This is a genomic window from Streptomyces sp. bgisy130, from assembly GCF_057708345.1.
In genome coordinates, this window is record NZ_JBYISA010000003.1 from 77,802 (window position 1) to 103,094 (window position 25,293).

Here is a 25,293-nt window from a genome sequence, read left to right on the forward strand (position 1 = left end):
TATGCCGTCGGTCCTGGCTAGCCGTCGTCGCTGTCGCGGTTTCGGCGCCAGGAGTGGTACGCGGCGACCGCGACGGGGAGTGTGGGGAAGATCCGGTCCTCGCCGATGGATGCGCTGAGGCCGTAGGCGTCCAGTTCGACCCGCAGATCCTGTTTGACGCGGGCCATGGCGAACTCGATGCCGCGCGCGGTCAGTTCTCGCCGTAGTTGGTCCAGTGAGTCCAGTGCGGTGATGTCCACCTCCACGTTCGCCTCGGCGTTGAGGACGAACCACCTGACCGGGATCTCCTGGGTGGCCACCGCGTCCAGCGCGCTGCGTCTGAAGTCCTCCGCATTGGCGAAGAAGAGAGGGGAGTCGTAGCGGTAGACCAGGAGCCCGGGGATCAAGCGGGCCTGCGGGTAGTCGTCGACGTCGTGCATGCCCGGCACACCGGGCACCAGCCCCTCGACGGCATCGTGCGGCCGCGCCACCCTGGTCAGGAGCTCGGCGACCGACAGGCCCACGGCCACCAGCACCCCGTACAGGATGTTCAGGACGAGGACTCCGGCGAGGCAGCCGAGGGCCAGCAGAAGTTCGCGGCGCCGGAAGGACGCCAGCCGCCGGAAGCCGGCCAGGTCGATCATCCGGATCGCGGCGTAGACGACCAGCGCACCCAGTACGGCCGTGGGGGTGTGGGTGAGCAGCGGACTCAGGAAGAGCAGCACGGCCAGGACGGCAGCCCCGGCGGTGAGCCCGTACGCCTGGGTGTGCGCGCCCGCGGACCGAGCGAGTGCGGTACGGCTGGCGCTGCTGCTCACCGGGAATCCCTGGAGCGTACCGGCGCCCAGGTTCGCGGTGCCCAGGGCGAACAGTTCCTGGCTCGCGTTCAGGCGCGGCCCCTCGTCGTCGGAGGCGAAGGCGCGGGCGGTGAGGATGAAGTCGGTGTAGCCCACGAGCAGGACTCCGACGGCGGGCAGCAGTAACTGAGGCAGGCTGCTGAGATCGGGCAGGTCCAGGCGGGGCAGCCCGGCCGGGATCTCCCCGACCACCGCGAGACCGCGGGCTTGCAGGTCGAACGCCGCCACCACCGCCGTACCGAGTACGAGGGCCAGCAGGGGGCCGGGAATGGCCCGGCGAATTCGCGTGACCAGGTAGAGGAAGATCAGGGTCCCGGCGCTGAAGATCAGTGTGGCGGGATGGATCTGGGTCAGGTTCTGCGCGAAGGAGAGCAGTTTCGGGAAGAACCCCGAACCTTTTGTGGGGACACCGGTGAGCGTGGTGAGCTGATCCACCATCATGATCAGGGCCACGCCCGCCAGATACCCGATCAGCACGGGCCGGGAGAGCAGATCGGCCACGAAGCCCAGCCTCGCCGCCCACGCCACCAGGCACATCAGGCCGACCGCGATGGCGAGCGCGGAGGCCAGGACCGCGTACCGCGCGGGATCGCCCCCGGCGAGCGGCCCCACGACGGTCGCGGTCATCAGCGCTGTCGTCGACTCCGGCCCCACCGACAGCAGCCGGGACGAGCCCAGGAAGGCGTACAGCCCGAGCGCGGGCAGGATGGCCCACAGCCCCACGACCGGCGGCAGGCCCGCGACGCGGGCGTACGCCATGACCTGCGGCACGAGGTAGGCGGCGACGGTGGCCCCGGCCAGGAGGTCGCCGCGCAGCCAGCTCCGTCGGTACGCCCCGAAGACCGCGAGGCCCGGCACCCCCGGTACAGCGCGACGCCACGCTCCGCCGGGGGTGCCGGGGTGCTTCGCCATGGGTGCCCTTCGGGTAGGTCCGCGCCGGCAGGGTCACGGACGAGGGAACGCCGAAGTCACCCGCGGCGCCTCGACCGGGCGGGTCAGGAGCTTGCCCAGGTACCACAGGAGCAGAAGTACGACGGCGGGCAGCAGCGACCGGCCGAACTGCCGCATGTTGATCTGGGGGAGGCACCTGCACGGCGGATGGTGCCGAGCATGATCCGGGCCCGGCTCGACTGAGCCGGGCCGGGCAACGGGCGCACCGCCGAGGGTGGGGACATGCGGTCACCGAGGGCGATGCGCGAGTCACCGTTGCCGGACCGGCAGCCTCATCATGTGGTCGTTTCCAAACGCTCTTACGTCGTCGTCTCCAGCTCGGTGACGAGTTCGGCGAAGCCGAGCGCGCGCAGAACGCTGCCTGCCGCATCGACCACTCGCGCGCTGCCAACGATCGGCGCGATCGCCACACACACGGCCTTGGCGTCCTCGGCAGTCAGCCCGGCCTCTTTCGCCACGCTGAGATTGGCCAGGTACGAGGCGGGCGCGGCGTCCATCGCAATGAGCGCCGCCAAACGCACGAGGTGGTAGGTGCGCTCATCGAGGCCGGAATTGGGCAGCGTCTCGATGGTCATCCGGGCCAGCTGCTCGAATACCGGGTGCTCGCCTTGCGCCAGGGCGCCCAGGGCTCGTTCGGGAGCTTGTGCTGCTGTCATGATCAGTGACCTTCTCACTCCATGTGTCCGACAGAACCACGGGCCGCGAGGGAAGGGGGCTGAGCGGGCTGCACCTCAACGCAGGAAAGTGCCCTACATCCATGGCATTCCTTCGCGGCCTCGGCGTCAAATGGCGCATGGAATTCCGGGAGCCAAAAACTGCGGAAGGGCGAGTATTTGCGAGCCTGCGCCGCCGGCTCGCCGGACGTTTTCTTCCCCTCGGCCGACGCTCCATGGCCATCGGGACGACGTGGGGAGCGGCGGTCGGGCTCGGCCGTGAAGGTGGGCACGGCGGATATAATCGAGTCAATGCACGTAAAGAGGTGCAATTGGTGAGCAAGGGATTCGTTGCGGCGGGAGACGAGAGCGGCGAGGCCGGTGCTGAGGGTGCTCGGCTCGACCGTGAGGGGCAGGCCGAGGCGTTCGACGCGATCGGTGACCGCTATGACGAGGCGTTTCCCTACAAGAAGGGGCAGCTGGCCGCGGCTGAGTGGCTGATCGGGTCGCTGCCCGGCGGATCGCGGGTGCTGGACCTGGGCTGCGGCACCGGGCTGCCGACCGCCCGGCAGCTGGTGGGCGCGGGGTTCGAGGTGGTCGGGGTCGACCTGTCCCGGGTGATGGTGGAGCTCGCCCGGGAGTATGTGCCCGGGGCGACGTTTCACCGGCTGGACCTCGCCGACCTCGGGCCCGGCGGCCCTCATGACCTGGGCCGGTTCGATGCCGTCGCGGCCTTCTTCTCGCTGCTGATGCTGCCGCGCGGGGAGATCCCCGTCGTGCTGCGGATGGTCCACGACCTGCTGGTACCCGGTGGTCTTTTCGCCCTCTCGATGGTGGAGGCCGACGTGGACTACTTCACGATCCCGTTCCTCGGCAACGCCATCCGGGTGTCCGGCTACCTGCGGGACGACCTGCGCGAGGTCGTCGAGCAGGCGGGCTTCGCGGTCGTCGAGGAGACCTCGTACAGCTACGCGCCGGAGATCTCGGACGTGCCGCCCGAGGAGCAGATCTTTCTCAACTGCGTGCGGCGCGGCTGAGACCGCCCCGCACGGTCCCGGGCACCTCCGGACGGATGAGACAAGTGATGGAGCCGCACCCCCGAGCCGACATGAACACCGCCCCGCCGGCCCCGCCGGCCGGCGGAGCTGCTGCGGAGGGTGGCCGGGATGCGGCGGAGCGTGTCCCCGAGGCGCAGTCGGACCGGCTCCGGTTTCTCGACCTCGCGGCGCGGCGGATCGCCCGGGGCGCGGGCCTGGACGACACGCTGCGGGGGCTGTACGAGGCCGCGGTCCCCGCGTTCGCCGACGCGATTCTCGTGCATCTGCGGGAGCCGCTGCCGACCGGGGAGGGGCCGCCGGCCGAGCCTCTTGTGCTGCGGCTGCACAGCCTCGCTCAGGGGCCGGAGGGCGCGGTCGCCGCGGCGCCTCCGGGGGCCGCCGGGGTCGTGCGTCCGACGGTCACCGGCCCGTTCGCCGAGCTGCTGCTGGCCCGGCGGCCCGTGTTCGGTGACGTCCCGGAGATCGAGTCCGTGGTCGCCGGACTGCTGGAGCCCGTCGCGAGCCTGCCGACTGCGTCGGCACCGGGGCGGCGGCTGATCATCGCCCCCCTGTACGGCCGTCGCCATCTGCTGGGCAGCGTCGCCCTGTTGCGCGCGGCCGGCCGGCCCGCCTTCACGTCGGATGACCTGCTGGTCGCCGCCCAGCTCGCCACGCACACCGCCTTCGGCGCCGACGCGTCGATGCCCCATGGACCCGAGACCTCGGCCGCCGACGCCCTCCAGCTCAGGATGCTGCCGTCGTCGCTCCCCGAGACCACCGGCGTACGGCTGGCCAGCCGCTACCTGCCGGCCGCCGAGACCTCCCAGGGGGGCGGTGACTGGTACGACGCGATCCCGCTGCCCGGCAACCGGGTCGCGCTGGTGGTGGGCGACGTCATGGGCCACTCCATGACCTCCGCCGCGATGATGGGCCAGCTGCGCACCACGGTGCAGACCCTCGCCCGGCTCGACCTGCCGCCGGAAGAGGTCCTGTACCACCTCGACGAGCAGGCCCGGCGCCTCGGCAGCGAGCACATGGCGACCTGCCTGTACGCCATCTACGACCCGATTTCGCAGCGGCTGCTGGTGGCCGACGCGGGGCATCCGCCTCCGGTACTGCTGCACCCGGACGGCTCGGCGGAAGTGCTTCAGGTCCCGCCCGGTGCGCCGATAGGGGTGGGCGGTGTCCCCTTCGAAACCTGGGAGCTGCCCGCGCCCACCGGAGGGACGCTGCTCCTGTACACCGACGGCCTCGTCGAGTCGCGTAACAGGGACGTCTGGACGGGCATGGAGCTGCTGCGTGGCCGCCTGGAGGCGGTGGCCGCGCGGGTCGCCCCGCCGCCGCTGGACCTGCTCTGCGACGCGGTGCTGACCCTGCTGGAGCCGGCCGCCCGGGATGACGACGTGGCGCTGCTGGCCGCCCGGTTCGACGGTTTCGCGCCGCTCAATGTCGCGTACTGGTTCCTCAGCCCACAGCCGCAAACGGCCGGGCGGGCACGGCAGTTGACCCGCCGGGCGCTGCACCGCTGGGGCCTGGGCCCGATGCTCGATGCGACCGAGCTCATGGTCAGCGAGGTGGTGACGAACGCGGTGCGCTACGCCTCCCGGCCGATCGCCCTGCGGCTGCTCCGTACCGATGTGCTCCGGTGCGAGGTGGGCGACGATTCGCCGCAGGTGCCCCGGATGCGGCGCGCTCAGGCGGGTGACGAGGGCGGACGTGGCCTGTTCCTGGTCGATCAGCTCGCGCTGCGCTGGGGAGCGACCATGCTGAGCACCGGCAAGGTGGTCTGGTTCGAGCAGCAGATACCGGAGGAATACCGTCAGGAGGGGCCGGACGCGCCGTAGTTGAGCGGATGCACCGTAGTTGACCGGGCGCCCCGTACTTGTCCGCAGGCACCGTAGTTGAGCGGACGCGCCGTAGTTCTCCGGACGCGCCGTAGTTGCCCGTCCGCGGGAAGCCCCGTCCTCCCTGCCGCCCCCGGATCCGGCGCGCGCTCAGCGTGCGGCAGGCAGTGTGATCGTGAAGCTGCTGCCCTTGCCGGGGGCGGTGCGGACGGTGGCGGTGCCGCCGTGGGCCTCGGCGATGGAGCGGACGATGCTCAGGCCGAGGCCGGTGCCGCCGCTGGTGGGGTTGCGGGACTCGTCGCCGCGGTAGAAGCGCTCGAAGATCCGCTCGGCCGTCGCGGGGGGCATCCCGGGGCCCTGATCGGTGACCGTCAGCTGCACGGTGCCGTCGGGCAGGGCGCGCGCCGTCACGGACACCGGGGTGTCCGGCGGGGTGTGGCGCAGCGCGTTGCTCAGGAGGTTCTGGAGCACCTGGCGCAGCCGGTCCTCGTCGCCGCGGGCGAACACCTCGCCGGGCACCTCGGCGGTCAGCGGCCGGCCGGGTTCGACGACCCGGGCATCGATGACGGCCTCGTCGGCGAGGGCGCCGAGATCCACCGCTGCGCGGGCGACCGGGCGGCCCTGGTCGAGCCGGGCGAGCAGCAGCAACTCCTCGACCATGGTGTGCATCCGGGCGGCCTCGCCCTCGATGCGCAGCATCGCGCGCTCGATGAGCGCGGGGTCCTGGGCCAGGCCGTGCAGATGCAGCTGGGCCCAGCCCCGGATCGTGGTCAGCGGGGTGCGCAGCTCATGGGAGGCGTTGGCCACGAACTGCCGGAGCTGCTCCTCGGACCGCTGCCGTTCGTCGAAGGCCCGGTTGAGGGCGGTGCCCACCTCTCCCACCTCGGAGTGCCGCCCGGCGACGTCGATGCGCTGGTCGAGGTCGCCGTCGGCGATCGCGGTCGCGGTGGCGGCCATGTCCCGCAGCGGCCGCAGGCCGACGTTCAGCACCCCGCGGCTGAGCAGCACGATGCCCCCGAGCACGGCCAGCGTGGCGGCGGAGTCCGCGCCGACCAGCCAGTACACGACGTCCTCGGCCGGCTGGAGGCTCTTGGCGACGACCACCCTGCTGAACCGCTGCGGCGGTGCGCCGGGGGTGAGCCGGACCGTGGCGGAGCGGCCGTAGGGGAAGCTCAGGGCGCGGAAGCGGGGGACGGGCGTCTCCTCGGCGGAGAGGGTGACGATGTGCTCGGCGAAGCCGTCGGGGACCGGGTCGGGCAGCTCGGGACGGGAGCCGGCCTTCCCGTCGGGGTCCCGGGCCGGGGTCTGGGCGACCACCCGGCCCCGGTCGTCGAGCAGCGCGACGTAGAGGCCGTCGGGTACCAGGGAGTTGAGGTTGTCCTCGTTGATCGGGGTGTGCCGGGTGAGCACCCGGTGCCGCACGGTCTCCCGGGTCTTGGTGAGGGTGGCATCGGCGACGTCGACGAGGTTGAGCCGCAGTCCGATCAGCGAGACCACGTTGACGGCCACCATGCCCACGGCCGCCAGCAGGACGACACCCACCATCAGCCGGGCCCGCAGCGAGCCGTGCCAGGCGCCCGCCATCTCACCCGCCTTCGGGGAGCCGCAGGCTGTAGCCGAAGCCGCGCATCGTGTGGATCAGGGCGGGCGTATCGGTGTCCACCTTCGCGCGGAGCCGGGAGACCAGCTTCTCGACGACGCCGTCGCCGAAGTGGTGCTGCCAGACGTGATCCATGATCTGTTCCTTCGACATCACCTGGTCGGCGTTGAGCAGCAAGTAGCGCAGCAGCTTGTACTCGGTCGGCGACAGCGCGATCAGCCGGTCCCCGCGCCGGACCCGGCGGCTGCGCTCGTCCACGGTCAGATCGGCGAAGCACAGCAGCGGGCCGGTCTCCGCGGACCGCCCGGCCCGCCGTAACAACGCATGGACCCGGGCGAGGAGTTCGGGCAGGCTGAACGGCTTGGTGAGGTAGTCGTCCGCGCCCATCGCGAAGCCCGTCACCCGGTCCTCGACGGAGTCCCGCGCGGTCAGGAACAGCACCGGCAGCCGCGCCCCGTTCGCCACCAGCCGCCGGCAGACCGTGAACCCGTCCAGGTCGGGCAGCAGGACATCCAGCACCAGCAGATCCGGGGGCAGCTCCGCGTAGGCGCGCAGGGCCTCCCCGCCGCAGCCGGCGGTCGCGACCTCGTACCCCGCGAGGCCCAGTGTGGTCTGGAGCAGCTCCGTCATCCGCGGGTCGTCATCCACGACGAGCAGCCGCTGCCCGCTTCCCCGGGGCAGCGGTGCGTCGCTCGTCGGCGAGGCGGAAAGCATGGCGGTCACCCATCACGTCATGGAGTCTGCGAGGACAACGCGCGCACTCGTCCGCTGGTTCCCCGGCGGTCCGAACGGCACGGGCGCCCGCCGGCTCCGGCTGTCAGGCAATGGTCAGGTTGCCGACCGGGACCGGTCAACGGGGCCCGTTTCTCTGGAGTCACGACAACGGACCGACCACCGCCGCCGCGACATCTGGAGACCCCGTGGACCCTGCCGCAGACCTTGCACCCGGCGGTGCGGACGCCGTCCGTACCGCTGTCCGGAACCGGCTGCGCAGCACCCTGATCGATGTCACGCCCGTCTTCGGCTTCACCCTGACCTTCGCCCTCACCCACCGGCTCGGCGTCGCGCTGACGCTCGCCCTGGCCACCGGCGCCGGGGTCTTCCTGCTCCGGCTGGTGCGCAGGGAGCCCGCGCGGCAGGCGCTCGTCTTCCTCGGCATCGTCTGTGTCCAGGGCCTGTTGGCCGGGCGCACCGGGGACGCCGTCAACTTCTTCCTTCCGCACCTCGTGCTGCACGCGGTGATGGTGGTGGTGACGCCGGTGCTGCTGGTGCTGGGCTGGCCGCCGCTGGGCGTGGTGGTGGGGCTGGTGACGGGGGAGCGGACCCGCTGGCGCCGCTGTGCGGTGCGCCGCCGGGCCTTCGTCAAAGGCCATCTGGTGGTCTACGCCGGCTCCCTCCTGACGCTGTCGGTCCAGCTCCCGTTGTTCCTGTCCGGCCAGGCCGTCGCCCTCGGCACGGTCGATGTCTTCGGCCCGCTCGTCCTCGCGGTCTGCGCACTCCTGGGGTGGCGCGTATCTCAGCGCTCCATCGGTACGCACCGCTGCGACGCCCCCGTTGACCCGAGCCCTGATCTGTCGCCCCCTTTGGAAAGGACCGTTCGATGACCCGTACGCAGCCCACCACCGGCACCGAGCCCGCTACCAGCACCGAGCCCCTCGCCGGTACGCAGCCCGCCGCCCGGCCCATGCCCATGAAACGGGCCTGTCCCTTCAGCGCCCCGGAGGAGTTCAAGACGCTGCGGGAGGAGGCCCCGGTCGCGCCCGTGACCTTCCCGGACGGTGGGAAGGGCTGGCTGGTCAGCCGGTACGCGGATGTACGGGCGGTGCTCACCGACCCGCGGTTCGGCGCCAACCGCCGACCGCTCCGGACCGGCGACCCCGCGCAGGACGACGCGCCGCTGCCGCCGCCCCGTCCGGGCATGTTCATCATGATGGACCCCCCGGAGCACACCCGGTTCCGGCGGCTGCTCACCGGCCAGTTCACGGTGCGCCGGATGCAGAAGCTGGCTCCGGCGGTGGAGCGGATCGTCGCCGAGCATCTCGACGCGATGGCGGGCGCCGAGGGGCCCGTCGACCTCCTCCAGGCCTTCGCGCTGCCCATTCCCTCGCTGGTGATCTGTGAGCTCCTCGGGGTGCCGTACGCGGACCGCGAGCAATTCCAGGAGAACTCCGGCCGGATGCTCCGGATCGACGCGAGCCGGGAGGAAGCCCTCCAGGCCCAAACGGCGATGAACGAGCACATCCACCAACTGGCCGTCGCCAAGCGCGCCCACCCCACCGACGACATCCTCAGCGGCCTGGTGCAGTCCGAACAGCTCACCGACGAAGAGGTGGCCGGCGTCGGCGCGTTGCTGCTGCTCGCCGGGCACGAGACCACCGCGAACATGATCGCGCTGGGGACCATGTGCCTGCTGGGCAACCCCGGCCAGCTGGCGGCACTGCGCGCCGAGCCCGCCCTCATGGACGGTGCCATCGAGGAGCTGCTGCGCTACCTGACGATCGTTCAGTACGGGCTGCGCCGGGTCGCCCTGGAAGACGTGGAGCTGGGCGGCCACCGTATTGAGGCCGGCGCGACCGTGGTCGCCTCCCTGACCTCGGGGAACCGGGACGCGACGCAGTTCTCCGGCGACCCCGACGCGCTGGACGTCCGCCGGCCCTACAGCCCGCACCTCGCCTTCGGGCACGGCGTCCACCAGTGCATCGGGCAGCAGCTGGCCCGGGTGGAGATGAAGGCGGCGCTGTCCGCCCTGATCGGGCGGTTCCCCACCCTGCGGCTGGCGGTACCGGCGGACCAGGTGCCGATGCGCGACGACATGCTCATCTACGGCGTCCACAAGCTGCCCGTGACTTGGTAGCCGGCCCGGCTGCCGTACGTCCACCAAGCCACCGGAGAAAGGGAATTCCGATGAAGGTCATCATCGACGAGGACAAGTGCGTCGGCGCGGGGCAGTGCGTCCTGTCCGCCGCCGAGGTCTTCGACCAGCGCGACGAGGACGGCATCGTCGTCCTGCTCGACGCCACCCCGCCGGACGCCCGGCGCGCCCCCGTCGAGGAAGCCGCCGCCCGCTGCCCCGCGCTGGCCATCGAGGTGCTGCCGTAGTGCCCACCATGGACCGGATCGTCCTGGTGGGCGCGTCGGCCGCGGGGCTCACCGCGGCCGACGCCCTCCGGCGCGAGGGCTTCAACGGATCGCTGACGCTGGTCGGGGAGGAACTGTGGGCCCCGTATGACCGGCCCCCGCTGTCCAAACAGGTGCTGGCCGGGGCCTGGGAACCGGAACGGGCCGTGCTGCGCCAGGAGGCCGACATCCGGCGGCTGAACCTGGACCTCCGGCTGGGCTGCCGGGCCACCGGGCTGGACCCGGCGGCGCGCACCGTCACCCTGGCCGACGGCGACCGGCTGCGCTACGACGGCCTGCTCCTCGCCACCGGGCTGCGGCCCCGCCGGCTGCCCTTCGGCCATGACCTGGCCGGGGTGCATGTGCTGCGCACGCTCGACGACGCCCTGACGCTGCGGACACAACTGTGCGCCGGCCCCCGGGTCGTGGTGATCGGCGCGGGCTTCCTCGGCAGCGAGATCGCCGCCACCGCGCGGGGCCTCGGCCTGGACGTCGCCCTCGTCGACCCCGAGCCCACTCCGCTGGCCCGGCAGGTCGGCACCTGGGTGGGCGGGCTGGTGGCGGACCTGCACCGGGACCACGGGGTCCGGCTGTACCTGGGGCGCGGTGTCACCGGCGTCACCGGTGCGCACGGCCGGGTCACCGCCGTGGACCTCGACGACGGCACCCGGCTCCCCGCCGAGGTGGTGGTGGTCGCGATCGGTTCGGTGCCGGCCGTCGACTGGCTGGCCGGCTCCGGCCTCCCCCTGGGCGACGGGGTGCGCTGCGACAGCCACTGCCGGGCCGCGCCCGGGGTGTACGCGGCCGGAGACGTCGCCAACTGGCCGGACCCTGACACCGGCGGCCGGATCCGGCTCGAACAGCGCATGAACGCCACCGAGCAGTCCCGCGCCGCCGTCCGGAACCTCCTCGCCGGCCCCGGAGGCTCCGCGCCCTACACGCCGGTCCCGTTCGGCTGGACCGATCAGTACGACGCCAAGATCCAGTTCCATGGCCGGTGCCCCGCCGACGCCCGGGTGGAGTGTGTCGACGGCGACCCACGGGACCGCCGCTTCGTCGCGCTCTACCACCTCGGCGGCCGGGTGGTGGGCGCGCTCGGCTGGAACAGCGCCCGCGCCCTGCGCCAATACCGCGCCCACATCGGCACGACGGGTGCGGTGACGGCCGGTCAGGGCGTCGGCCCGGCCTGACTCGTATACGGGCCCGCGGGGGTGACTGTCGGCCGAGCCGGCCCCCGCGGGGACGAGAGGGAGTCCCGGAGCGCGCACTCGGCGCCGCGTCCCCGCGACAAGAACGGGAGGCGTGCACCGGGACAGACGTGAACTGGAGGAGTGAAGAGCCCTATGAGGGCGCGAATTCGGCGGGCCGAAGAGGCCGGACCGGCGTAAGTTCGCCGCCATGGTGACTTCGATGACACAGGTGGACTACGGGCGCCGGATGGCGCGGGCGGGCCGGGCCGCCGCCGATGCCGGGCTGGCCGGGCTGATCGTGACGCCGGGACCGGATCTGACGTGGCTGTGCGGCTACCGGCCGACCGCGGTCACCGAACGGCTGACCGCCCTGGTGATCGAGCCGGAGCGGCGCCCGCGGCTGCTGGTGCCCGTATTGGAGTACCCGGATGCGGAGTACTCCCCGGGGGCCTGGGCGATGGACGTGTCGGGCTGGACCGATGGTTCGGACCCGTATGCCGAGGTCGCCAAGTGGATGGCCCCACAGGGGCGTTACGGGATGTCCGACTCGACCTGGGCGATGCATCTGCTGGGACTCCAGCGCTCGGTGCCGGGGAGTGCGTACGCCGCGCTGACCGAAGTGCTGCCGATGCTGCGCGCCGTCAAGGACGCCCACGAGGTGGAGCTGCTGGCCGCGGCCGGGGCCGCCGCCGATGCGACCTACGAGGAGATCCTGACCGTCCGCTTCGGCGGGCGGCGGGAGTCCGAGGTGGCGGCGGACCTGGCGCGGCTGCTGACCGAGCACGGGCACAGCCAGGTCGACTTCACGATCGTGGGGTCGGGCCCCAACGGCGCCAATCCGCACCATGAGGCCGGGGAGCGGGTCATCGAGGACGGCGACATGGTCGTGCTCGACTTCGGCGGCCTCAAGGACGGCTACGGGTCGGACACCACGCGGACCGTGCACGTCGGGGAGCCGGGTGCCGAGGAGCGCAAGGTGCACGACATCGTGCGGGAGGCGCAGCAGGCGGCCTTCGAGGCGGTGCGCCCCGGCATCGCGTGCCAGGACGTCGACCGGGTGGCCAGGAAGGTGATCAAGGCCGCGGGCTACGGCGAGTACTTCATCCACCGGACCGGGCACGGCATCGGGGTGACCACCCATGAGCCGCCGTACATGGTCGAGGGCGAGCATCTGCCGCTGGTCCCCGGGATGTGCTTCTCGATCGAGCCGGGAATCTATCTGCCGGGCCGCTTCGGGGTGCGGATCGAGGACATCGTGACGTGCACGGAGTCCGGCGGGCGCCGGCTGAACCAGACGGCGCGGGAGATGGCGGTGGTGCGGTAGGCGGGATGGCGGGGGAGTTTGGGTGAGTGGGGCGGCCGGGCGAACGGGGACGGGGCGAGCCGGGTCCCGGCCAACCCCGCCCCGCCCCGGAGGGGTTGAGCCCTACGGCACCAGGACGACCTTGCCCATCGTGGCGCGGGACTCCAGCGCCCGGTGGGCGGCCGCCGCCTCCGCCAGCGGGAAGCGCTGGACCGCCGGCACCAGCCGGCCGGCCGCGGCCTCCGCCAGGGCCGCGGTCTCCAGGGTGCGGAGCGGGTCGTCGCCACCGGCCCTGGCCAGCATCGGCGGGCCGAGGACCTGCTCCGACGTGATCCCGCGGGCCGCCGTCTCGCCCGCCGTGAACTCCAGCGGCCCGCCGGTGAGGAGGCCGCCGGAGGACCAGCCGAAGACCAGATGACGGCCCCCCTTGGCGAGCAGATCCACGGCCGCGCGCCCGGGGGCCCCGCCGACCGAGTCGAAGACGACGGTGGCACCGGCCGCGCCCCGGCCGTCGAGGAAGGCCCGTACCAGGGACGGCCAGCCGTCACGGGTGTAGTCGACGGCGAGATCGGCCCCCAGTTCGCGGACGCGGGCCACCTTGGCGGCGCCGCCGGCCAGGCCGATGACCGCGGCGCCGGTGTTCCTGGCGTGCTGGACGAGCAGCGAGCCGATGCCGCCGGCGGCCGCGGGGACGAGCGCGATGGCGGGGCGTCCTGCGACGGCGGGGCGGGAGCCGCCGCACGACGACCGACATCCCGGTGTTTCCGCAGGTCAGAGCCCATTGTCAGTGGTGTGGTTCACGATGGTTGGGCAGGTGCGAGCGGATGCGGACGGCAGGGAGGCGGTGATCGCGTGGCAGGGCGCGGCAAGGAGTCGGTGCGGGCGGTGCGGCGGCCGCAGGTGCGGCTTCCGGAGCTGACGGCGTACGACGGCGGCGAGCTGGAGCCCGAAGGGGACTACGACAGGCTGGAGTTCGCGGACGCCGGCTTTGCCGGTCAGTCGGCGCGCGGCGCCCGTTTCATGGACTGCGCCGTACGAGGCTGCGCGCTGGACGAGACCGTGCTCGGCCGGGCCCGGATCATCGACAGCGTGCTGAGCGGGGTCCGCGGGGTCGGCACGGATCTGTCCCGGGCGTCGCTGCGCGATGTGGAGGTGACCGACGCCCGGCTCGGTGGGACGCAGCTGCACGGGGCCGTGCTGGAGCGGGTCGTGGTGCGCGGCGGAAAGATCGACTTCCCGAATCTGCGGCAGGCGAAGCTGAAGGATGTCGCCTTCGAGGGGTGCGTGCTGGTGGAGGCGGACTTCGCGGGCGCGGTCCTGGAGCGGGTGACCTTCGACGACTGCACCCTGACCCGGGTGGATTTCTCCGAGGCACGGATGACGGACGTCGATCTGCGGGGCGCCGCCGCGCTCGACATCGCCCGCGGCATCGACCGCCTGTCGGGCGCCGTGATCAGTCCGGCCCAACTGCTGGATCTGGCCCCGGTGTTCGCGGCGCAGATAGGCGTGCGGGTGGAGTGAGGGGGCGCCGGGGCCGGACGGCGCACCGCCGGCGCGCGGCGCGGGCGTCGGCCCTGAGGCCCCGAGGTTCAGACGCGGGGGAAACGGGCCTGGAGGTCCCAGATGGCGGGGTTGTCGCCGAGGCCGTCGTGCATATCGGTGAGGTCGGCGATCAGATCGTGCAGAAAGTCGCGGGCCTCGCGGCGCAGCGCGGAGTGGTTGAAGGTGAGCGGGGCCTCGTCGGCCGCCATCCAGTCCGCGTCGACGTCCACCCACCCGAAGCGGCGCTCGAAGAAGATCCGGTCGGCGGACTCGGTGAAGTCCAGCTCGGCGTGCACCGGGCGGGCGGAGCGGTTGCCCCGGGGGTCGGTGTCGAGCTGCTCGACGATGTCGCACAGCGCCCAGGCGAAGTCGAGGACCGGCACCCAGCCCCAGGCCGTGGACAGCTCGCGGTCCGTCTTCGTGTCGGCGAGGTAGACGTCACCGCAGAAGAGGTCATGGCGCAGCGTGCGCACGTCCGCGGTCCGGTAGTCCGTCTGCGGCGGATCCGGGAAGCGGCGGGAGAGGGAGTAGCCGAGGTCGATCACAGCCTGATGGTGTCACGCGGTGCGCGGCCGCCCTCCGGTGCCGTCCGTTCAGGGCAGCAGCCGCTGGTCCCTGGCCACGGAGACCGCGGCGGTCCGGCCGGACACCCCGAGCTTGTCGTAGATCCGGGCCAGGTCCGTCTTGATGGTGACCTCGCTGGTCGACAGCGCACGGGCGATCTCGCGGATGCTCAGCCCACGGGCCAGCCGGCCGAGGATGCTGAGCTCCCGGTCGGTGAGTGCGGGGCGCGGGCTGCGCATCTGGGCCAGTACGTGATGGGCGACCGGCGCGGCGAGCGTGCTCCGGCCCGCGGCCGCGGCCCGGATCGCGGCGAACAGCTCCTCCGGCGGCTCGGCCTTGAGCAGATGTCCGGCGGCCCCGGCCGCGAAGGCCCGGGCGATGTCGGCGTCGGTGTCGTAGTCGGTCAGCACGAGGACCCGGGGAGAGCCGGGGGCATCGGCGCGGGCGATACGCCGGGTGGCCTCGACACCGTCGATACCGGAGCCGAGCCGGAGGTCCATCAGCACGACATCGGGGCGCAGCGCGGCGGCCAGGGCCACGGCCTCCACACCGTTCCCGGCCTCACCGATGACCTCGATGCCCGGGGCACTGCTGAGCAGCGCGAGCAGCCCGGCGCGTACGACGTCATGGTCGTCGCAGAGCAGCACGCTCACGGGCGGCTGCGCGGATTCGGCGGCGGATCGGCTCATGGGCTGCGCTCCAGGAGGACAGCGACGGACGGGACGGTGCCCTCGCCCGGCGCCGCTTCCATGGTGCCCTCACCCAGCCATTCCCGCAGACCGGCGCCCCTACGGCCACCGAGCCTGGCCCCCCATGCTCCCTACGCCTACGCCTACGCCCACGCCTACGCCGTGGTCAGCACCCGCGGTCCCTCGTCCGTCACCGCCACCGTGTGCTCGAAGTGGGCGGCGCGGGAGGCGTCCGTGGTGCGCAGGGTCCAGCCGTCGGCGGCCGCGTAGTAGTCGTTCCTGCCGCCGGCCAGGAACATCGGCTCGATGGCGAGGACCAGGCCGTGGCGGAGGATCATGCCGCGGCGCGGGCGGCCGTCGTTGGGGACCGCCGGGTCCTCGTGCATCTGCCGGCCGATGCCGTGTCCGCCGAAGTCCTCGGGGATGCCGTAGCCGGCGGCGCGCCCGATGCTGCCGATCGCATGGGAGATATCGCCGATCCGGGCGCCCACCACGGCCGCCGCGATGCCCGCCTCCAGGGCCCGCCGGGTGGTGTCCATGAGCCGCTGGTCCTCGGGGCGGGCGGTGCCGACCGTGAAGCTGAGGGCCGCGTCGCCGGCCCAGCCGTCCACCAGGGCGCCGCAGTCGATGCTCACCAGGTCGCCGTCGCGCAGCCGGGACCCGTCCGGGACGCCGTGCACGATCGCGTCATTGACCGAGACGCAGAGGACGGCGGGGAACGGGGTGGGGGCGAAGCTCGGGCGGTAGCCGAGGAACGGCGAGTCGGCACCGGCCTCGCGCAGCACCGTACGGGCGACCTCGTCCAGCTCCCGCAGCCGCATGCCCGGGGCGGCCGCCGCCCGCACCGCCTCCAGCGCCTGGCCGACGACCCGGCCGGCCACCCGCATCGCGTCCATGGCCGCGTCCGTCTTGATCTCCACCATCTGCCCGACCTCCTGCTCACCGCCGCCCGTGCCGCTCCACAACAACGGGCGCGGGCGGTATTTATTTACCGGTATTTGTTTACCGGTATTAGTATCACGGGCATGGTGCGAACTCCTCTGACCCCTCAGGAACGTGCACGCGGCGAGCGGCTCGGTGCGCTGCTGCGGGCGGCGCGCGGCGAGCGGAGCATGGTCGAGGTCGCGGCGGCGGCCGGGCTGTCCGCCGAGACGCTGCGGAAGATCGAGACCGGCCGGGCGCCGACCCCGGCGTTCTTCACGATCGCCGCGCTCTCCGGCGCCCTCGGCCTCTCGCTGGACGAGGTGGCGCAGCTGTCCACACCCCCCGAAACGGTCACGGACGCGGTCGCCTGACCGCCCCCACCCGCCCCCCAAAACACGCCAAGGGCCGGCTCCCCCACTGGGGAACCGGCCCTCCATAACGCTGCCCGCGCCAGGCTCACACCTGCGCCAGGCTCAGACCTGCATCAGACGTCAGACGTTGACGCCGAAGTCCTGCGCGATGCCGACGAGGCCCGAGGCGTAGCCCTGGCCGACCGCGCGGAACTTCCACTCGGCGCCGTTGCGGTACAGCTCGCCGAAGACCATGGCGGTCTCGGTGGCGGCGTCCTCGCTGAGGTCGTAGCGGGCGATCTCGGTGCCGCCGGCCTGGTTGATGATGCGGATGAAGGCGTTCCGCACCTGGCCGAAGTTCTGGCTGCGGTTCTCGGCGTCGTAGATCGAGACCGGGAAGACGATCTTCTCGATGTCGGCCGGCAGCGCCGCGAGGTTGACGTTGATCTGCTCGTCGTCGCCCTCGCCCTGGCCGGTCACGTTGTCACCGGTGTGCACGATCGACTGGTCGGGCGTCGCCTTGTTGTTGAAGAAGACGAAGTGCTGGTCGGAGAAGACCTTGCCGCTCGGGTTGACCGCGATCGCGCTGGCGTCGAGGTCGAAGTCTGTGCCGGTGGTGGTGCGGACGTCCCAGCCGAGGCCCACCGTGACGGCGGTCAGGCCCGGTGCCTCCTTGGTGAGGGAGACGTTGCCGCCCTTGGACAGGCTTACAGCCATGGGAAGTCCCTTTCCTTGTCGACTCGTCGAAGCGTCGGGCTCCGCACTGCGCACGAAGCTACCGTTACCCACCACAACGCCATGAGGGGACCGCCAGGTTCCAGGAGTCTTTACTCTCTTTGCCGAATTCCGATGTGAACGCTCTGCGCGGACCCCGAAAAGCGGGTGACGGGCCCGTGCTCGGCGCGGGATCATAGGACTCATGTCCGGGCCCTATGTCATCCGCGGTGCGGTCGTCCTTCCAGAGGCCGAGCTCGTCTGGCGTTTCTCGCGTTCCTCAGGTCCGGGCGGCCAGCACGTCAACACCAGCGACAGTCAGGTCGAGCTGCGTTTCGACCTCGACAAAACGCAGGCACTGCCGCCGGTGTGGAAAGCGCGCGCCCTGGAGCGGCTGGCGGGCCGGCTGGTCGACGGCGTGCTGTCCGTACGGGCCTCCGAGCACCGCTCGCAGTGGCGCAACCGCGAGACCGCGGCCGTCCGGCTGGCCTCGCTGCTCGCCGAGGCCACCGCCCCGCCGCCCAAGCCGCGCCGTAAATCGCGGATCCCACGGGGCATCAATGAGCGGCGGCTGCGCGAGAAGAAGCAGCGTGGCGAGACCAAGCGCGGCCGCTCGGGCCGCGACTGGGGCTGACCACCCAGCCCTCCGACCGCTCCAGCCCTCCGGCCGCCCCAGCCCTCCGGCCGCCCCAGCCGTCCCGCCTGCCCCGCCCGTCCCCGGGCTCACCCCAACTGCCGGTACTTCCCCCGGAAGTACGTCAGCGGCCCGTCCTCCTGGTTCGGGAGTGTCGTGGCCAGGACACGCGCGATGACCAGCGTGTGATCGCCGGCCACCACCCGCTGCTCGGTACGGCACTCCAGCGTCGCCAGGGCGCCCCCGATGAGCGGTGCACCGGACGCTTCGCCCCGTACATGCGCAATGTCCTCGAAGAGCAGCCGGTCGCTGATGCGGCCCTTCATGGCGAATCGTCCGGCGATCTGCCGCTGATGTCCCGACAGCACCGAGACGGCCCAGTAGGGCTGTACCTCCAGCAGGTCGTCCATACGGGAGTCGTTGCGAACGCTCACCATCACGAGCGGCGGGTCGAGGGACACGGAGAGGAACGCCGTGGCGGTCATGCCGACGTCCTCGCCGTGCGGCCCGCCGTCCGGGTCGTGGGCGGTGATCAGCACCACGCCGGCGGCTAGGCGGGACAGGGCGGCACGGAACTCGTCGTCACTCACCCCAACAGAATGCGGGATCGGCGTGCCACCCGGCACGGAGGCGAGGGCGACGGCGGGTGCGGGGCGGTCGACGGGTCCGGCGGCCGCCGCGTCGGCAGGAGTCTTCGTGAACACGCCATAAACGCTAACTTCGGCCGGCCGCGGTGCGCATCGGGCCTCCGGACCACTCGCGTCCTAGGTCTGACGGCGGAGTTCCCGAATCGCTCGGAATTTGCGTTCAGTAAGTGTAGAAAGAGTGAAGGCGCGCTCCCGTGGCGGTTTTATGGAAGATCGCCAACCGTCCTTCACTGTTTGTGACTTGAGTCACAGCAGGCGCTAATTGTTGACCCTGTGTACCGAGTGAACAGCTCACTGTGATTCAGTGAGCGGGGAATCGGACGACAAGAAATCGTGGAGTTTGCTGTCGAGGTCTCAGGGAGAGCGAGCGATGGAGACCGAGTCGGAGCCATACGTCCGTCTTGCGACCCTGCGGCAGCTGCACCAAGTGGTCGCCGAGCTGAATACCGCACGTAGCCTTGCGGACACCTTGCAGACCGTCGCCGACGGCGTGATCACCGGGCTCGGCTATGAGCTGTCCGCGGTCAATCTCGTGCGGCCCGACGGCGATCTCGTCGTCGCCGCGGTGGCGGGCAGCGCGGGCGCCGAGGCGCTCATGGCCGGACGGGTCGGCTCCCGCGCCTCCTGGGAGCGCCGGCTGTCCATGGGCGAGCGCTGGGGCGATCTGCACTTCATCTCGCACACCGAGGGCTGGGTGCTCGATGACGACGACGTACCGCAGTGGCACACGGCCGGACCCACGCCCCGGTTCCCCGACGAGTGGCACCCCATGGACCGCCTCTTCGCGCCCATGTACACCGCGGCCAACGGGGGCGGCGAGCTGCTCGGAGTGATCTCCGTCGACCGGCCGCGCAACGGCCGGCGGCCCGGCCCCTGGGGCCAGGAAGCGCTCCAGATGTACGCCTTCCAGTCCGCCATCGCGATCAGCAACGCCCGGCTGCGGGCCAACATGCAGCGCGCCCTGGTCCGGCTGGAGCGTGAGCAGCAGGCGCTGCGCGCCAGCGAGGAGAGCTTCCGGCAGGCGTTCGAGTACGCGCCGAGCGGGATGGCCGTCGCCGAAATGGGCGGTGACCAGCACGGACGGCTGCTCCGCACCAACGATGCGCTGTGCCGGCTGCTGGGCCGCCCGGCCTCCGGGATGCGCCGCTACTCCTTCTCCGACCTCGTCCACCCCGAGGACATCGGCACGCTGCTGCGCACCTCCGCCGAAGGTGGCCGTGCCGAGCTGCGGCTGGCCCGCCGGGACGGCACCTACGTGTGGGTCTCGCTGCGCAACTCCGTCGTCGCCGACACCGCCGACGGCCCCCGCTTCCTGCTCACCCACGTCGAGGACATCGAGGAGCGCAAGCGGCACGAGCTCCAGCTCGCCCACCGCGCCAGCCACGACTCGCTGACCGGGCTGCCCAACAGCGCCGAGCTGCGGGCCCGGCTCGGCGCCCGGCTGTGCTCCCGCCGGCCCGGCTCGATGGCCGACGCCTACGCCTCCTCGGCCACGATCAGCACCGACCCCCGCGGACCGCACGGCTTCCGGGCGGACGCGAAGGAGCCCTTCGACGGGCTCGACGGCTTCGAGGGCGGACCCCCGCCCCCGTTCGACCACCATGTGCATCTCGTCGCCCCCGCGGACGGGCCGGCCGACGACGGCTCCAAGGGGCTCGCGGTCCTCTTCTGCGACCTCGACGGCTTCAAGTCGATCAACGACCGCTTCGGGCACAACACCGGCGACGCCGTGCTGATAGAGGTCGCCCGCCGGCTGACCAGCGGCGTCCGGGACGGCGACACGGTCGCCCGGCTCGGCGGTGACGAGTTCGTGGTGCTCGCCGACGGCCTCGGCACCGCCGACGCCCAGGACCTGGCCGTCCGGCTGCGGAACGCGATCATCCCGCCGATCCGGGTGGAGGGCCGCGCGGTCCGGGTGGGTGCCAGCTTCGGCATCGGCTGGGCGAGCTGCGGCATGTCCGCCGAGGAGGTGCTGGAGTCGGCCGATCAGCGGATGTACGTCGAGAAGCGCTCCCGCTCGAAGGCGAACCGGCGGGCGGCGGGCTGAGCGGGCGGCGGGCCCGCCGCGACGGCCGGGCGCGATGCCGCGTATCTCACACCGGCCCCGCATCGGCCCGCACACCAGCAGTTCACCGATCCGTAGCGATCTTGTGGCCCTCCGGGCACGGTGTGCGCAGGCCGCGACGGGGTAGGCTGCGCCGATGCGGCGCGGCGCCGCCGGGGGCCCGAAAGACAGTTCGCGCAATGAAGCCTGCGGACGCGTAGAGACGCGTACAGACGCGCACAGATCGCTTGGGAGTGACACGGAATGACGGCCGGCAACAACGGCGCGGACACGCCGGAGAACGACGACCCGTTCGCTTACCTCTACCGCTCGGAAGGCGGCGAGGGCGGCGCCCAGGGCTCGGCGGGCGACGGCGCGGCGGCGCGGCAGCCGGGGGTTCCGCGGACGTCCTACAACCAGGTCCGCGCGGTCGGCCAGCGCCAGTACGGCCAGCAGGCCCCGCAGCAGGTGACGTACGGGCAGCAGAACGCCCACTACGCCGCCCCCGAGACCCTGCCCGGCGGCGACCGCACCCGCTCCGTCCCGGCCAACGGTGGCCAGGAGCCGCGCCGCGGCCGCAACGGCCTGCTGATCGGCGCCGTCGCCGTGGTCGCGGTGGTCTGCATAGGCATCGGCGTCGCGATGCTCACCAACGGCAACGACTCCAAGGGCGACGCCGCGGGCAAGTCGGGGCCGACGGCCGGGAGCAAGGTCGAGCCCAGCGACAAGCCCACCTCCAAGCCCGCCCCCGGCGAACTGCCCAAGCAGGACGCGGGCAGCCTGCGACTGGAGGGCGGGGCGACCACGGCCAAGGACGTGCCGGGCGCGCGCTCGCCCGGCGGCGCCTATGTGGCAGGCATGAACACCCAGGGTGCGGCGGCCACTTGGTCGCTCGATGTCGAGGCTTCCGGCAAGTACAAGCTCTGGGTCGGTTACGGCGTGCCCGGCAAGGACGCCAACCTCACCCTGAATGTGAACGGCACGGCGGACGGCCGGCCGATCCGGCTGAAGAACTTCGCCCACGCCCCGGAGGGCGCCTGGGACAAGGGCTGGACCAGGAGCTGGCAGTATGTGCAGCTCAACAAGGGCACCAACACCATCAAGCTGTCCTGCGAGAGCGGGAATCAGTGCGACGTGAACCTCGACAAGGTCTGGCTGGCCAGGAGCTGACCAGCTGAGGGCGTCGCCTTACAGACTGCGTGCCTCCGGCGAAGGCGCCACCACCCGCACCGTCCGCAGCAGTTCCTCATACGTCGCCGCATCGAACTCGCCCGCCGCCGGGGCCCGTACGGTCGCCGCGGAGAGGGCCACCGCGCGGGTCAGGCGGTCCGGCCAGGGCAACTCCTCGACCAGGCCGGACAGCAGGCCGGCCACCGCCGAATCGCCCGCGCCGGTCGGGTTGCCGGCGATCCGGCGGGGCGGGGCGGCCTGCCAGATGCCGTCGGCGGTGACCGCCAGCATGCCGTCCGGGCCCAGGGAAGCGGCCACCGCGTGGGCGCCGCGGCGGCGGGCCTCGCGGGCGGCGCGCAGCGGTTCGGTGCTGCCGGTGAGGGCGGCCAGTTCATCGGCGTTGGGCTTGGCGAGGTCGGGGCGGGCGGCCAGCCCGCGGCGCAGCGGTTCGCCGCTGGTGTCGAGGAGGACCGGGACGCCGGCGCTGCGCGCGGCGCGGGTCAGGCGGGCGTAGACATCGACCGGGACGCCCGGCGGGAGGCTGCCGCAGAGCGCCACCGCCCGTGCCTCGCCGAGGAGTTCGCGGTAGGTGCCGAGGAAGGTGTCCCACTCGGCGGGGGAGACGACCGGGCCCGGCTCGTTGAGCTGGGTGGTGTCTCCGGTGGCCGCGTCGGCGACGGCGACGGTGCGGCGGGTGGCGCCGCCGACCGGGACCAGCGCGTCGGTGACCGCGGTGTCCGCGAGCAGCGCGCGCAGGGCCTCGCCGGTGCCGCCGCCCGCGAAGCCGGTGGCGACCGTACGGTGGCCGAGCGCGGCCAGCACCCGGGCGACGTTCAGGCCCTTGCCGCCGGGGCGTTCGGACACCTCGGTGATCCGGTTCGTGGTGTGCGGCTGGAGCCGCGGGACGCGGTAGGTGATGTCCAGGGCGGCGTTCAGCGTGACCGTAAGGATCATGGGCGCCCCTCCGGGCAGTCAGGGCCGGGCGGCCGGGCGTCGGGCAACCGTGTACGGCGGTGGCATGCGGACAAGTGCGCGAGCGATCATGCCATCGTCGGTGGTGGTTGGCCCAGACCCGGTCCGGCCGCCGTGGGGGGGCCACGGCCCGGTGCCCGGTGCGCGGGCGGCGCCTCAGGCGCCCGGCGGGCGCACCAGCCACTCGCCCCGGCGCATGACCCCCACCACGGCGTAGGCCGCGTCCAGCACCACCAGGTCGGCGTCGTTGCCGGTCTTCAGGGCGCCGGCCCGGTCGTCGATGCCCAGGAGGCGGGCCGGAGTGGCCGAAAGTGCCTGTACGGCCTGGTCGACCGTCAGGCCGTCGACGGTGACGGCGCGTTGGAAGGCGCGGTCCAGGGTGAGGGTGGAGCCGGCGATTGAACCGGCCGTGGGGCCTTCGCTGATGCGCGCGACCCCGTCCCTGACCTCGACCTGCATCGGGCCGAGCGGATACCTCCCGTCGTTCATACCGGCCGCGCCCATCGCGTCGGTGATGAACGCGACCCGCCCGTCCCCGGCCTCGCGGACCGCCAGTTGGAGGACCGCGGGGTGCAGATGGGTGCCGTCGTTGATGAGCTCGACGATGATCCGCTCGTCCTCCAGGAGCGCGGCGACCGGACCGGGCGCCCGGTGGCCCAGTGCGGGCATCGCGTTGAAGAGATGGGTGGCGACGGTGGCGCCCGCGTCGATGGCCTCGCGGGTGGCGTCGTAGGAGGAGTCGGTGTGGCCGATGGCGGCGACCACCCCGGCGTCGGCGAGCAGCCGTACGGACGCCAGGCCGCCGGGCAGTTCGGGCGCGACGGTCATCATCGACGCGGTGCCGTGCGCGGCGTCGAGGAGCTTGCGGACATCGGCCGGGTCCGGGTCGCGCAGCAGCTCCGGCTGGTGGGCGCCGCAGCGGTGCGGGGAGATGAACGGGCCCTCGAAGTGGATGCCGGCCAGCTCGCCCTGCTGCACCAACTCGGCGAGCACCGCGGCCTGCCGGGCGAGATCGGCCAGCTCGCCGGTGACGGTGGAGGCGACCATCGAGGTGGTGCCGTGCCGGCGGTGGGTGTCGACCACCGTCATGCACTCCTCGGGGTCGGCGGACGAGAACGAGCCACCGCCTCCGCCATGGACATGCATATCGACGAAGCCGGGGACGATGAGGTGCCCCGAGAGGTCCACGACGCTGCCGGCCACCCCTTCGGCCAGATCGGGATCCCGGCTGTGGACATCGCCGATCAGGCCGCCCTCGACGGTGATCCGGCCGCGCTCGACCACGCCGGACGGCCGGGCGATCCGGGCGCCGGCCAGGATGGTGCGCGGAGGGTCCGAGGGCCGCTGCGCGGACTGTTGCTGTGCCATCAGGCGGTTACCTCCGTGGAGAGAAGATCCCGGGCGAGCAGTCCTGCGCCCAGGCACCCGGCGGCGTCCCCGAGGGCCGCCGGAACGATCGAGGGGAGCCGCTGGAACGTAACGCGCCGGCGGACCGCTTCCCGCAGAGGTGTGAAGAGCGTGTCGCCCGCCTCTGCGAGTCCGCCGCCGATGATCAGCGTCTGCGGATCGAGCAGGGTGAGGCCGGTGACCAGACCGTCGGCGAGGGCGTCCACGGCGCGCTGCCACACGGTGTGCGCCCGCGTATCGCCGGACGCCACGGCCCTGGCCGCGTCCGCCGCACCGGCCCGCGGATCGCCGCAGGCCGCCGCCCAGTCACGGCCGACCGCCGCCGCCGAGGCCACCGTCTCCAGACAGCCCCGCTGCCCGCAGCCGCACTCCCGCCCGCCGGGCCGTACGACGATGTGGCCGATCTCGCCCGCGCTGCCGTGCGCACCGGACTCGATCCGGCCGCCGATGCCGATGGCGCCCGCGATCCCGGTGCCCAGGGGGACGAACAGGAACCGGTCGGCGTCCCGGCCCGCGCCGATCCGGCCCTCGGCCAGGCCGCCGGTGCGGACGTCGTGGCCGAGGGCGACCGGCACCCCGCCCAGCCGCTCGGACAGCAGCGCCCGCATCGGTACGTCCCGCCAGCCGAGGTTCGCGGCGTAGACGGCGGTGCCGGACCGCTCGTCGACGATGCCGGGGACCGCGACACCGGCCGCCGCGGCGGGAGCGCCGTAACGGGCCGCGCCGAGCTCCCGGAGCTCCGCGGCGAAGTCGAGGACGGCCTCGACCACCGCCTCGGGGCCGCGCTCACGGCCGGTGGGGCGCCGTGCCTCGTACAGCAGCGCGGGGGGCGTGCCCCCGGAGGACGCGGTGTCCACCCCCACGAGGGCGGCTTTCATCCCGGTGCCGCCCACATCCAGGGCGATGACGTGTCTCACAGGAACAGTTTCGCGCGATCCGGCCGGAAAGGTCTAGTCCACTCACCGAGGTGATCGGGTGGGGCCGAAACCGGAAGGCCCGCAGCTCAGCGAGAGGGGGGTGGTGTAGACCTTGTAAAGAACGCGGGGGAGACTTGCTGTTCATGCCGTTCGAGGGCGATCCCTGAGGCGGCCGGGCCGAGGCCCGA

General features: G+C 72.5%; 25 protein-coding genes and 1 pseudogene. 12 read left to right on the forward strand and 14 right to left on the reverse strand.

The window, feature by feature from the left end; translation table 11 throughout:
• Positions 1-17 precede the first annotated feature (17 nt).
• The 3 genes from AC3EUV_RS05550 to AC3EUV_RS05560 all read right to left on the reverse strand — a co-directional run bounded on the left by AC3EUV_RS05550 (position 18) and on the right by AC3EUV_RS05560 (position 2,443).
• The gene (locus tag AC3EUV_RS05550) at positions 18-1,748 is read right to left on the reverse strand and encodes a SulP family inorganic anion transporter (RefSeq protein WP_435602312.1); all 1,731 of its coding nucleotides are present in this window, start codon (positions 1,746-1,748) and stop codon (positions 18-20) included.
• 33 nt (positions 1,749-1,781) lie between these two features.
• Positions 1,782-1,904, reverse strand: coding sequence for a hypothetical protein (locus AC3EUV_RS05555; RefSeq protein ID WP_488187956.1), 123 nt, complete (start codon positions 1,902-1,904; stop codon positions 1,782-1,784).
• A gap of 182 nt (positions 1,905-2,086) precedes the next feature.
• Positions 2,087-2,443 carry a carboxymuconolactone decarboxylase family protein gene (locus tag AC3EUV_RS05560; RefSeq protein ID WP_386687055.1) on the reverse strand — a complete coding sequence of 119 codons (357 nt, stop codon included), beginning with the start codon at positions 2,441-2,443 and terminating at the stop codon, positions 2,087-2,089.
• A 332-nt stretch (positions 2,444-2,775) separates the two neighbouring features.
• Here AC3EUV_RS05560 and AC3EUV_RS05565 point away from each other — a divergent pair, with 332 nt between their 5' ends.
• A complete protein-coding gene (locus AC3EUV_RS05565) occupies positions 2,776-3,477 on the forward strand; it encodes a class I SAM-dependent DNA methyltransferase (protein WP_432143606.1) in 702 nt (233 codons plus the stop codon).
• A gap of 47 nt (positions 3,478-3,524) precedes the next feature.
• Complete coding sequence (locus tag AC3EUV_RS05570) at positions 3,525-5,321, forward strand: ATP-binding SpoIIE family protein phosphatase (protein WP_432143605.1); 1,797 nt, start codon at positions 3,525-3,527, stop codon at positions 5,319-5,321.
• Between the two features lie 150 nt (positions 5,322-5,471).
• Here AC3EUV_RS05570 and AC3EUV_RS05575 read toward each other — a convergent pair whose 3' ends face one another.
• Together AC3EUV_RS05575 and AC3EUV_RS05580 are read right to left on the reverse strand one after the other, a co-directional pair.
• Positions 5,472-6,905, reverse strand: a complete 1,434-nt coding sequence (locus AC3EUV_RS05575) for a sensor histidine kinase (protein WP_432143604.1) — start codon at positions 6,903-6,905, stop codon at positions 5,472-5,474.
• A 1-nt stretch (position 6,906) separates the two neighbouring features.
• Positions 6,907-7,635, reverse strand: a complete 729-nt coding sequence (locus tag AC3EUV_RS05580) for a response regulator transcription factor (protein ID WP_432143636.1) — start codon at positions 7,633-7,635, stop codon at positions 6,907-6,909.
• Between the two features lie 206 nt (positions 7,636-7,841).
• Here AC3EUV_RS05580 and AC3EUV_RS05585 point away from each other — a divergent pair, with 206 nt between their 5' ends.
• From AC3EUV_RS05585 to AC3EUV_RS05605, 5 genes are all read left to right on the forward strand, one after another.
• On the forward strand, positions 7,842-8,525 hold the full coding sequence (locus tag AC3EUV_RS05585; RefSeq protein WP_435602314.1) for a DUF3159 domain-containing protein: 684 nt from the start codon (positions 7,842-7,844) through the stop codon (positions 8,523-8,525).
• Entirely contained in the window at positions 8,522-9,775 is a 1,254-nt protein-coding gene (locus tag AC3EUV_RS05590) for a cytochrome P450 (RefSeq protein ID WP_432143602.1), read from the forward strand. The genes AC3EUV_RS05585 and AC3EUV_RS05590 overlap by 4 nt, the downstream gene beginning before the upstream one ends.
• 50 nt (positions 9,776-9,825) lie before the next feature.
• Entirely contained in the window at positions 9,826-10,020 is a 195-nt protein-coding gene (locus AC3EUV_RS05595; protein WP_042147102.1) for a ferredoxin, read from the forward strand.
• Between the two features lie 8 nt (positions 10,021-10,028).
• Entirely contained in the window at positions 10,029-11,228 is a 1,200-nt protein-coding gene (locus tag AC3EUV_RS05600) for an NAD(P)/FAD-dependent oxidoreductase (RefSeq protein WP_432143635.1), read from the forward strand.
• Positions 11,229-11,448: 220 nt separating this feature from the next.
• Positions 11,449-12,552 carry an aminopeptidase P family protein gene (locus AC3EUV_RS05605; RefSeq protein WP_432143634.1) on the forward strand — a complete coding sequence of 368 codons (1,104 nt, stop codon included), beginning with the start codon at positions 11,449-11,451 and terminating at the stop codon, positions 12,550-12,552.
• A gap of 102 nt (positions 12,553-12,654) precedes the next feature.
• On the opposite strand, the pseudogene AC3EUV_RS05610 reads toward AC3EUV_RS05605, so the two are convergent.
• Positions 12,655-13,233: pseudogene (locus AC3EUV_RS05610) on the reverse strand (zinc-binding dehydrogenase); the annotation flags it as partial.
• 174 nt (positions 13,234-13,407) lie between these two features.
• On the opposite strand from AC3EUV_RS05610, the gene AC3EUV_RS05615 reads away from it, so the two are divergent.
• On the forward strand, positions 13,408-14,052 hold the full coding sequence (locus tag AC3EUV_RS05615) for a pentapeptide repeat-containing protein (protein WP_435602454.1): 645 nt from the start codon (positions 13,408-13,410) through the stop codon (positions 14,050-14,052).
• A gap of 68 nt (positions 14,053-14,120) precedes the next feature.
• On the opposite strand, the gene AC3EUV_RS05620 is transcribed toward AC3EUV_RS05615, so the two are convergent.
• The 3 genes from AC3EUV_RS05620 to map all read right to left on the reverse strand — a co-directional run bounded on the left by AC3EUV_RS05620 (position 14,121) and on the right by map (position 16,249).
• Positions 14,121-14,618, reverse strand: coding sequence for a hypothetical protein (locus AC3EUV_RS05620; protein ID WP_042147111.1), 498 nt, complete (start codon positions 14,616-14,618; stop codon positions 14,121-14,123).
• A gap of 48 nt (positions 14,619-14,666) precedes the next feature.
• A complete protein-coding gene (locus tag AC3EUV_RS05625) occupies positions 14,667-15,326 on the reverse strand; it encodes a response regulator transcription factor (RefSeq protein WP_435602315.1) in 660 nt (219 codons plus the stop codon).
• A gap of 155 nt (positions 15,327-15,481) precedes the next feature.
• Complete coding sequence (gene map, locus AC3EUV_RS05630) at positions 15,482-16,249, reverse strand: type I methionyl aminopeptidase (RefSeq protein ID WP_435602316.1); 768 nt, start codon at positions 16,247-16,249, stop codon at positions 15,482-15,484.
• Between the two features lie 102 nt (positions 16,250-16,351).
• Between map and AC3EUV_RS05635 the strand changes: the two genes are divergently transcribed.
• On the forward strand, positions 16,352-16,621 hold the full coding sequence (locus AC3EUV_RS05635; RefSeq protein ID WP_432143598.1) for a helix-turn-helix domain-containing protein: 270 nt from the start codon (positions 16,352-16,354) through the stop codon (positions 16,619-16,621).
• A gap of 120 nt (positions 16,622-16,741) precedes the next feature.
• On the opposite strand, the gene AC3EUV_RS05640 is transcribed toward AC3EUV_RS05635, so the two are convergent.
• Positions 16,742-17,317, reverse strand: coding sequence for a TerD family protein (locus AC3EUV_RS05640; RefSeq protein WP_085926971.1), 576 nt, complete (start codon positions 17,315-17,317; stop codon positions 16,742-16,744).
• A gap of 202 nt (positions 17,318-17,519) precedes the next feature.
• On the opposite strand from AC3EUV_RS05640, the gene arfB reads away from it, so the two are divergent.
• A complete protein-coding gene (gene arfB, locus AC3EUV_RS05645) occupies positions 17,520-17,948 on the forward strand; it encodes an alternative ribosome rescue aminoacyl-tRNA hydrolase ArfB (RefSeq protein ID WP_432143597.1) in 429 nt (142 codons plus the stop codon).
• Positions 17,949-18,037: 89 nt separating this feature from the next.
• Here arfB and AC3EUV_RS05650 read toward each other — a convergent pair whose 3' ends face one another.
• Entirely contained in the window at positions 18,038-18,652 is a 615-nt protein-coding gene (locus AC3EUV_RS05650) for a flavin reductase family protein (RefSeq protein WP_432143596.1), read from the reverse strand.
• A 313-nt stretch (positions 18,653-18,965) separates the two neighbouring features.
• Here AC3EUV_RS05650 and cdgB point away from each other — a divergent pair, with 313 nt between their 5' ends.
• Together cdgB and AC3EUV_RS05660 are read left to right on the forward strand one after the other, a co-directional pair.
• A complete protein-coding gene (gene cdgB / locus AC3EUV_RS05655) occupies positions 18,966-20,642 on the forward strand; it encodes a diguanylate cyclase CdgB (protein ID WP_432143595.1) in 1,677 nt (558 codons plus the stop codon).
• Between the two features lie 261 nt (positions 20,643-20,903).
• Entirely contained in the window at positions 20,904-21,809 is a 906-nt protein-coding gene (locus tag AC3EUV_RS05660; protein WP_432143594.1) for a CBM35 domain-containing protein, read from the forward strand.
• A gap of 18 nt (positions 21,810-21,827) precedes the next feature.
• On the opposite strand, the gene AC3EUV_RS05665 is transcribed toward AC3EUV_RS05660, so the two are convergent.
• From AC3EUV_RS05665 to AC3EUV_RS05675, 3 genes are all read right to left on the reverse strand, one after another.
• A complete protein-coding gene (locus AC3EUV_RS05665; RefSeq protein WP_432143593.1) occupies positions 21,828-22,763 on the reverse strand; it encodes a 1-phosphofructokinase family hexose kinase in 936 nt (311 codons plus the stop codon).
• Between the two features lie 174 nt (positions 22,764-22,937).
• Positions 22,938-24,149 (reverse strand): N-acetylglucosamine-6-phosphate deacetylase, encoded by a 1,212-nt coding sequence (gene nagA, locus AC3EUV_RS05670; protein ID WP_432143592.1) that lies wholly within the window; start codon positions 24,147-24,149, stop codon positions 22,938-22,940.
• Entirely contained in the window at positions 24,149-25,105 is a 957-nt protein-coding gene (locus AC3EUV_RS05675) for an ROK family protein (RefSeq protein ID WP_432143591.1), read from the reverse strand. Before AC3EUV_RS05675 ends, nagA begins: the two co-directional genes overlap by 1 nt.
• Positions 25,106-25,293: the final 188 nt, after the last annotated feature.